General features: G+C 42.8%; 6 protein-coding genes. 3 read left to right on the top strand and 3 right to left on the bottom strand.

Features of this window, described 5'->3' with window-relative positions; translation table 11 throughout:
• The first annotated feature begins 377 nt into the window (after nt 1-377).
• The gene (locus ENN47_00895) at nt 378-1,064 is read left to right on the top strand and encodes a class I SAM-dependent methyltransferase (GenBank protein HDP76748.1); all 687 of its coding nucleotides are present in this window, start codon (nt 378-380) and stop codon (nt 1,062-1,064) included.
• A 302-nt stretch (nt 1,065-1,366) separates the two neighbouring features.
• On the opposite strand, the gene ENN47_00890 is transcribed toward ENN47_00895, so the two are convergent.
• From ENN47_00890 to ENN47_00880, 3 genes are all read right to left on the bottom strand, one after another.
• Nucleotides 1,367-2,539 (bottom strand): pyridoxal phosphate-dependent aminotransferase, encoded by a 1,173-nt coding sequence (locus tag ENN47_00890; protein HDP76747.1) that lies wholly within the window; start codon nt 2,537-2,539, stop codon nt 1,367-1,369.
• Nucleotides 2,540-2,634: 95 nt separating this feature from the next.
• Nucleotides 2,635-4,083 carry a glycosyltransferase family 1 protein gene (locus tag ENN47_00885; protein HDP76746.1) on the bottom strand — a complete coding sequence of 483 codons (1,449 nt, stop codon included), beginning with the start codon at nt 4,081-4,083 and terminating at the stop codon, nt 2,635-2,637.
• A complete protein-coding gene (locus tag ENN47_00880; GenBank protein HDP76745.1) occupies nt 4,083-5,015 on the bottom strand; it encodes a carbohydrate kinase in 933 nt (310 codons plus the stop codon). The genes ENN47_00885 and ENN47_00880 overlap by 1 nt, the downstream gene beginning before the upstream one ends.
• Before the next feature lie 170 nt (nt 5,016-5,185).
• On the opposite strand from ENN47_00880, the gene ENN47_00875 reads away from it, so the two are divergent.
• Together ENN47_00875 and ENN47_00870 are read left to right on the top strand one after the other, a co-directional pair.
• Nucleotides 5,186-6,892 (top strand): M3 family oligoendopeptidase, encoded by a 1,707-nt coding sequence (locus ENN47_00875; GenBank protein ID HDP76744.1) that lies wholly within the window; start codon nt 5,186-5,188, stop codon nt 6,890-6,892.
• An 88-nt stretch (nt 6,893-6,980) separates the two neighbouring features.
• On the top strand, nt 6,981-8,272 hold a 1,292-nt coding region (locus tag ENN47_00870), incomplete at its 3' end, for a hypothetical protein (GenBank protein HDP76743.1).

The following is an 8,272-nucleotide window of genomic DNA, read 5'->3' as shown; positions in this document are numbered from 1 at the left end:
TCCTTAACTTTTCTCATTTCTACACCTCCTTTTATTAAACTCTGGTTCTACATTCATAATATATCACATAAAATAATAAAAAGTCAAGTACATAAATAAAAATATTTTCGATCACTATAATTATTTCTTCTATAAAAATAAGTATTTGTTTTATAGATCAATTAAATAGTGATTTTTACGGAATCAGGAAGTTCTTCTGGGAATAAACTGTAGAAGTCGATCAAAATATTGTCTGAACGTACCGCTATTTGAATCGAAATACTGTGATTGTGCTTTGAGAATATGGAGTTGATATTCAATGAAAGCAGAAGGTGGTCCAATAATCCAATTAAACTCCAAAGTATGGAAATCATTTCACTTTCAAATTATAATCAAGAATGAAGGCGGGTGGTATATGGAATGATCGATTTATGAGGAGTAAGTGCATAATATGTGGTTCCGCCACTCGAGAGATTCTTCACAAGAAATTTCAACTTAAATATCACTACTGCGACATGTGTGGCTTCATTTCAAAGGATGCAGAGAATCGAATCTCTCAGGAAGATGAGTTGAAGATATATAGGAAACACAATAACAGCATAGACGATCCCCGATATGTTGCCTATTTCAAGGATTTCATCGATTCTGCCGTGATTGATTTCGTTTCTTGTGGAAGAAGCGGGCTTGATTTTGGAAGTGGTCCCTCACCTGTATTGGCAACGATTCTCGATAGAGATTATGGTTTTGATATGGATATTTATGATCTGTTCTTCGCGCCAAACATGGTCTTCTCGGGAAAGAAGTATCATCTAATTACCTCAACAGAAGTATTCGAACACCTTGGTGATCCTTTGGAGTATTTCAAACTGCTAGCAGGCTGTCTCAAAGACGATGGACTGCTTTCAATAATGACTCTTTTTCACCCTTTGGATGATGAAGAATTTCTTGACTGGTATTATGTTAGAGATATGAGTCATATATCATTCTTTACCGGCAACACTATGAAGGTCATTTCAGAAATTTCTGGACTTGACTTAGTGTTTACGGATAATAGGAGATATACCTCGTTCAGGCTGAAGAGATAACATCAATTCTTGGGCATCAAGTCATAAGTGAAAACAGACCCTCTATTTGAGGGCCTGCTTTTCAGTTTAGGAATTTCCGAACAGGGGTGGGGTCTAGGAAATCTGTCTTTGTATAATCAAGTCAAATAAGAGATATGTCTCAAGAGAATGTGATTTTGCATACCAGTATCGATGTTCCTCGACCAATTCTAGTCTATCCAAGATGTATGTCAATTAACTCAGCGTGACCATTTATTAAGCATCTGTGTACTTCTTTTCTGCATGTAAAACCACAAGCTAAATGGTCGTAGCCGATTAAACAATCAGCAGGATTTCCAGACATTGATTAACCTCTTCATGGCCTCTTCAACGATGGCTCTAGGACATGCAAGATTTACTCTCATGAATCCTTCACCTTCCATGCCAAATATAGAGCCGTCTTCAAAACCAACCTTTGCCTTTTCATACAGCAAATTCTTGAGCTCTTCCACACTCATGCCTGTACCCCTAAAATCAATCCATGCAAGATACGTTCCTTCAAGCTCGGTGACCTTTACTTCCGGGAAGTTTGCTTTCAAGAAATCTCTCATGTACTCGAAGTTTCCACTGATGTATTCAAGCAATTCTTCAAGCCAGTGTTCGCCCTTGTTATAAGCTGTTTGAAGTGCGATTGTGCCAAAAACATTAGACATTCCGGCTCCGACAGAACTCAACATGTTCGAGTACTCACTTAGAAGTGTGCTAGAAGATGAAATCACCGCCGCCGAAGAAAGTCCCGCGAGATTGAAGGTCTTGCTTGGAGCTACACATGTAAGTGTGATAGAAGAAACCTCTTCAGATATCGTGGCGATCGGTATATGTCTGTTGTTACCAAGCACAAGGTCCGAATGAATCTCATCAGAAATAATCTTGATGTTACTGCTCAAGCAGATCTCTCCGAGCTTTGAAAGTTCATCTCTTGTCCAAACTCTCCCTACCGGATTGTGGGGACTGCAGAGGATGATAATCTTTGTTCTCGAATCAATCCTCCTTTCCAGATCTTCGAAATCCATTGTGTATCTTCCGCCGGACTCAATCAAAGGGTTCAGAATCAACTGACGGCCCGTTTCTTCAATTGCTTTGAAGAAAGGATAATATACTGGTGTCTGCACAATGACCTTGTCTCCCGGATGAGTGAGTGCCATGATGGCAATATGAACTGCCGGGACTACTCCGGGTGCATGTGAAATCCACTCTTTTTCTACTTCCCATCCATGCCTTCTAGAGAGCCAGCTCACAATAGATTCGTAGTAGCTGTCCGATCGTGCGGTATATCCGTAGATACCGTGTTTGGCCCTGGTTACAATCGCTTCTACGACTTCAGGTGGTGATTCAAAATCCATATCGGCTACCCACATCGGCAGGAGGTCATTTTTCCCAAAAAAGAGATCTGCATGGTCCCATTTGATACAATCCGTTCCTCTTCTTTCGATAATTTTATCAAAGTTGTACTTCACTGCTTTCCTCCATCTTCAAAGTTGTGGGCATAACCCATAAGAAAATTTAGCCTCAAAAGAGCGCCCGAAGAACGAAGAATCATGAGATATCACAATTACTCAATGAAAGGAATGTCGATTCCGGTAAAAAAACACTCTGGGATCTCCGGCTCGGGATGTTCGTGCCTAATCTTTTCCTTAATCTGATTAAGATAGCCTTCGGCAGCTGATTTCCACGTATATTTTTCAGTGACGCGATCAACTCCCCTGGAACTCATCTCTTCCCAGAAATCGCTGCCGCTAAAGATAGCTCTCTTAATCCCACGAGCAATGTCTTCTGTTTCAAGCGGATCGACAAGTATTCCGTATTCTATGTTGTTTTCTCTCAGAGTTTCTACGGGGCCTCCGCTAGACGTTGCCACTGCTGGCAGACCACAGGCCATCGCTTCAATCGGGGCGAGGCCAAAAGGTTCATAGAGAGAAGTTAGAGCGAATACCGATCTTCTCTTCGATCCAATTCTGTATAGAGCGGCCAGTTGAAGCTGGTTCTCAATATCCATGAAGATGACTCTATCCATTATTTCGTTTCTCGATATCTGATCTATGATTTCTCTAAGCACTGAGCGATCCGGTTCTTCAAGTGAACTGTATTCCTCGTATGGATCGTGCAGACCGCGAGTTACAATTACCAGGTTGCTTGTGCTGTTCAATTCTCTGTCTTTTGCGAATGCCCTTACCAATCCAATGTGATTCTTTTTTTGCTCAAGCCTGCTTGCCACAATAATCATGGGAAGTTGAAGTCGGGACAGATCTGAAAACCTTTCGACGGCTTTCCTGAATTTTCTTTCGATCATTCCATCTAGTTCGGTTGAGTTCGTAGTAAATATATCTGTATTGACTCCTGGAGGAACAACAGAGTACCTTGAGTCGTTTCCAACGTCAGAGAAGTCCCTGTAGAGTCTATGACTGTACTGCTGAAACCTCTCCATAGATGTAGAAACGAAGTTGATTGCTGAATACTTCATTGCAATTCTTTCGGCCGCGATTCTGAAGGAGAAGTTGAACTCTCTTTCGATTTGGAGTCTGTCTGCTCCAGTTTGGAGTAGTTTATCAAGTTTTTGAGCACCAAGAGAGTGAGCCGTGAAGGAGTAAGGAATTCCAGTCTCCCTAAATAGCATTGCTCCAGTCAGCCCACCATCTCCGTAATGAGTTGTTACGAAATTCGGTAGTGTGCGTTCTGCATGGTAGAACTCTTTTATTCTTTTTGCGAACTCACCCAGATGGGGCCAGAGTTCTTCTTTCCTCAAAAAGCCTTCGGGGCCGAAGGGGATTCGAACGATTCTCAGGTTGTTTCTTCCCGGGTAAGAATCGAATTCATCGGAAAACTCCGGCCATCTATCATCGACTATCCTCCTTGTAACAATGTCACAATTGATTCCCATTTCCGACATGGCCGACGCGATCTCCTTCACATAGACTAATTGACCTCCAAAGTCGGGATGTGTTGTCCAGTAACTGTCGTTCCTGTCGAAATTCCCCTGGGGATTTATAAACGCAACTCTCATCAATTATCACCCGCCTCGAAAATTGCCTTCAGCGCTTCCACAGAAGGCAAGATTACATCTTTTCCCTCATGTTCGATTCTGAAAGCCGCACAGTAGTTCCCATAAACAGCTGATTCGAATACGTCCTTTCCATTAAGCAATCCGAAGAGAAGACCCGACCAAAAAGCGTCTCCTGCCCCTGTGATGTCTACGACTCTTCTAGCGCAAGGCAGAAGTGTTTCAATTCTTCTTCCGTCAGATATAATCGTGCCTTTGTGGCCGAGAGTCAGAACAACGTTCCTTGCTCCGGCCTCATGGAATCTGCGAATGTAATCCAAAGGTTTCCCGGGGCCGAAAATGTGATATGAGTCATCTTCGGAAGGCTTGACGATAAAGCAGTACCTCATAAACTCTTTAATGAAGGATTTGCCGTCTTGGTTTGTCTCCCATAGCACTTCTCTGTAATTAGGATCGAATGCAATCTTAATTCCCATTTTCAAAGCAAGAGCGATCAATTTCATGCAGACGGCTCTTGTTCTCTTCCTTGAGAGCGGCCATGATGTAAAATAAATGAATTCGACACTGTTCAGAAAATTATGAATGTCTTCAGGTTCTTCGAGAAAACAGTCAGCACCTCTAATTGCCATGAACTGAGGAGTCGATTGTGACTTCGAAACAAACACAAGAGAAGTATTAGCTTGAGGGTCCAGCTGGACAAATGAGGTGTCGATGCCTCTGGAGCGCAGATGTGTCAAATACGCTCTTCCAAAGAAATCGTCACCCAATCTTGAGAGAAGAGCTGTATCTACACCAAGACCGTTAAGATTCAAGACAAGGTTTCCCGGAGAACCCGCGAAGAATCTTCCAAAAGAAGATGCTTCGCCAAGATCCTTCACGACGCTGCTAGATATAAGGTCGATAAGCAGTTCGCCTACGACTGCGACTCTTGACAATTCAATGCCTCCTTCAATCATAAGTCTATCATCACAAATGAAATTTCGAGTAACTGCTTCAAAAACTGCCAGGGAGTTGACTTATAGAGGTTGTTCCTCAGCCGGCTAAGCAGTGTATAGTATAATTAAATTAACACTTAATACACATATTTGAGACGGGAGGTTAGTAAATGTCCGAATCCACCATTGAAAAGCATAAAAGGAGATATATTGCTGAAGATCTTGATCTGTCTGTATGGGAGAATTTGGAGGGCGAGTTGAAGAAACTGGAAGAATTCGAAATTGCTGACGGGGATTCGCTCGAGGATTTTCTCAACTATTGGAGTGAGCTCTTCATGATCCTTCAAGAGCAACTCGCGTGGAAATACATAGACATGACTAGATTCGCGGACAACGAAGATAAGAGACTCGAGTACTCAAGGTTCTACGCAGAGGTCTACTCAAGATCTGAGCCTTACAAGATCAAATTAATGAATAAGTATCATTCCAGCCCCTTCAGAAATGATCTCGACAGCCACAGATATGAAAACTTCGATGCCATAGTGTCGAATACCGTGGAGCTCTTCAGAGAAGAGAATCTCGCCCTGGAGATTCAGGAGAAGAAGATGGCTTCTGAATATGCGGCCATTATTGGTTCTCTAACGGTTAATTATAGAGATCACGAGTATACTCTATCGCAGCTCTCTAAGTTTCAACTTGAGCCTGACCGTTCAGTTAGGGAAGAAGCGTGGCGGCTTTCCATGAGCAAGTTGAAAGAAGTGCACAAGAATCTGGAAGAACTCTTTGACAGACTTCTGGCGGTCAGAGTACCACAAGCCGAAAATGCGGGATTTAGAAGTTACAGGGACTATATGCACCTGAAGAAGAACAGGTTCGTCTACTCGGTTGACGATGTCATTAGGTTTCATGAATCGGTGGAAAAAATTGTTGTACCATTCGTTGCTGAACTCAACGAAAAAAGAAGGAAACAGCTTGGACTGCAGAAGTTGAGACCCTGGGACTTGAGTGTTGAGCCCTCTGGAAAAGTACTAAAACCCTTCAAAACTATGGAGGAATTTGTTCAAAAGGCAATAAGAATTCTTGAGAAAGTTGACCCCGAGTTCGGCAGAAATCTATTCAAGATGAAGGAAAATGGTTTGCTTGATCTTGAAAACCGAAAGGGGAAGGCTCCCGGTGGTTACAATTACCCGCTTGACGAAACCGGTGCCCCCTTCATTTTTATGAATGCAACGGGAACGCCGGCAAATGTACGGACTATACTTCATGAATCGGGCCACGCAATGCATTCATTTGCAACCGTTAATGAGAAGTTGATTGCCTACAGACATGCAACACATGAAGCTGCTGAACTTGCTTCAATGTCGATGGAGCTTCTGACGATGGATTACTGGGATGAATATTACTCGGCCGATGAGGTTAGGATTGCCAGACTGGAGGAGTTAACTGGCACTTTGAGTTTCCTGCCTTGGTGTATGGTTGTCGACTCTTTCCAGCAGTGGATATATACGAATCCAGATCACTCTTCTAAAGAAAGGGATAGGAAATTTGCGGAGATTTTTGATCGTTTCAACACCGGTGTTGAGTGGACAGATCTGGAAGATTTGAAGGAAATTCGATGGCTCCTTCAGCCTCACATATTTACGAACCCATTCTATTACATTGAATATGGCATAGCTCAACTTGGAGCACTTGCGATCTACAAGAATTACAGGCAGCGGGGTCCTAAAGCCATCGAAGAGTATAAGAGGTTTCTTTCTATGGGATACTCAAGGCCCCTAGATGAGTTATTTGAAAGCGCAGGAATAGAGTTCGATTTCTCGGAGAAGCACCTGTCGGAACTCATTCATTTCGTTGGGAGTGAGCTAGTGTCTCTGTAAAAGGCTCTGTGTTTTCGCGACAATAGACACTTCCTCATGGTAGCTAGCCATCAACGACCGGGTTAAAATTGGCGGAGGAGGTGTTTTCATGAAGAGATTAATCTTTGTAATTTTACTGCTAATAATTCCCTTGGTTGGAATAGCGCAGGTAGAAGAATTGAAGGCAAAGCTGGCAGAGAATCCTCTGGATTTCGAGAGCCTTCAGGCCCTCTTGAAAATCTATGATGAAGACTATGATTTTGAGAGTTATGGAACAACTTTGAAAGAGGTAGTGTCGGCGATCGCCGAAATACCCGAACCCATGTATCAAGTGATAAAAGAAGCAATAGAGAAACTTATCGATAACTACTATTCAGATTATGCCGAGGCAATTTCGGAAAGGCTATATGAACTTGAACCAAAACGAGATTCGCTCTTGCTCTACTTGAAAACGTTGAACAGCAACTGGAACCTGTCGGAAGATATTGTTAGAGAAGCCGTAGGTAGGCTTGGAGGAGATCAAGTCGAGACCTATGTCTTTCTGCACGATGAATCTGCCGAGCTTTATCCAGCTGAACTGCAGTTGATAGTATCGAGAATTCTGGTGGAGGATTTTGGAGAAACAGACTACCTAATACCTTATATTGTCGGGCTGCTGGATGACTACGATTTTTCCACGGCGAGAAGCCTTTTGAACGAGAACTCAGAACTGCTCTATTCAGAGCCAATGTTTTATTACCTCAATGGAATTCTAGATCTGGAGGGCGGCCACTACGACGATGCCGTCGATTGGTTTCTGCAGGGCAAAGCTTATGATGATGGATCGGATATTCATGAGGCGTTGTCCCTGATCTACTATATCTATATTCCGGAGCATGTAAGCGCATTATTCAGCGCCATCGTTCTTGCTGATGATGAAGCGTCTCTAACCTCAAATATTCAGGAGTTTATGGTTAACTATGAAGAACTTCCGTGGATCTTCTCCTGGATTTCGAGAGTGCCTGAACCTAAGAAATTGGTAGAGATACTTTCCGAGGAAGAGGCAGTAATTTCATACAACTCGGTAAATTTCGATATGGAAAAAATTAGTATAGGGTTCTACGATATTGCAGGAGTACTTCAGGGCAATGTAGCCAACGCTATTTATGGGCAGTTTTTGGACGCCAGAACCTTTGTTTATATCTCCGAAAACATGGAAGGAGTTTTTGTAGAAGGAGAGAGAAAGGCGAGATTTGATGGATTTGATGTCTATTCGCTCTCGCCTGACAGGAGCAGGTTCTTGATTATGGATACCTGGGGAGAGACAATCTCTATGGTAGACAGCGATATGAGTATCCTGTGGTCATTACCTGCAGAGTATTCAATGATTCCGGTTGCCTGGTCCCCGGATGGTTCGAGAAT

The sequence above is a fragment of the Mesotoga infera genome, assembly GCA_011045915.1.
Classification (GTDB): domain Bacteria; phylum Thermotogota; class Thermotogae; order Petrotogales; family Kosmotogaceae; genus Mesotoga; species Mesotoga infera_D.
Note: the sequence above shows the minus strand (reverse complement) of the source record. Positions and strands in the feature narration are given on the sequence as shown.

Bases quoted from the DNA above. Each gene is read 5' to 3' on its own strand.
- ENN47_00895 (HDP76748.1), top strand. From the start codon at position 378: ATGAAGGCGGGTGGTATATGGAATGATCGATTTATGAGGAGTAAGTGC.
- ENN47_00875 (HDP76744.1), top strand. From the start codon at position 5,186: ATGTCCGAATCCACCATTGAAAAGCATAAAAGGAGATATATTGCTGAA.
- ENN47_00885 (HDP76746.1), bottom strand. From the start codon at position 4,083: ATGAGAGTTGCGTTTATAAATCCCCAGGGGAATTTCGACAGGAACGAC.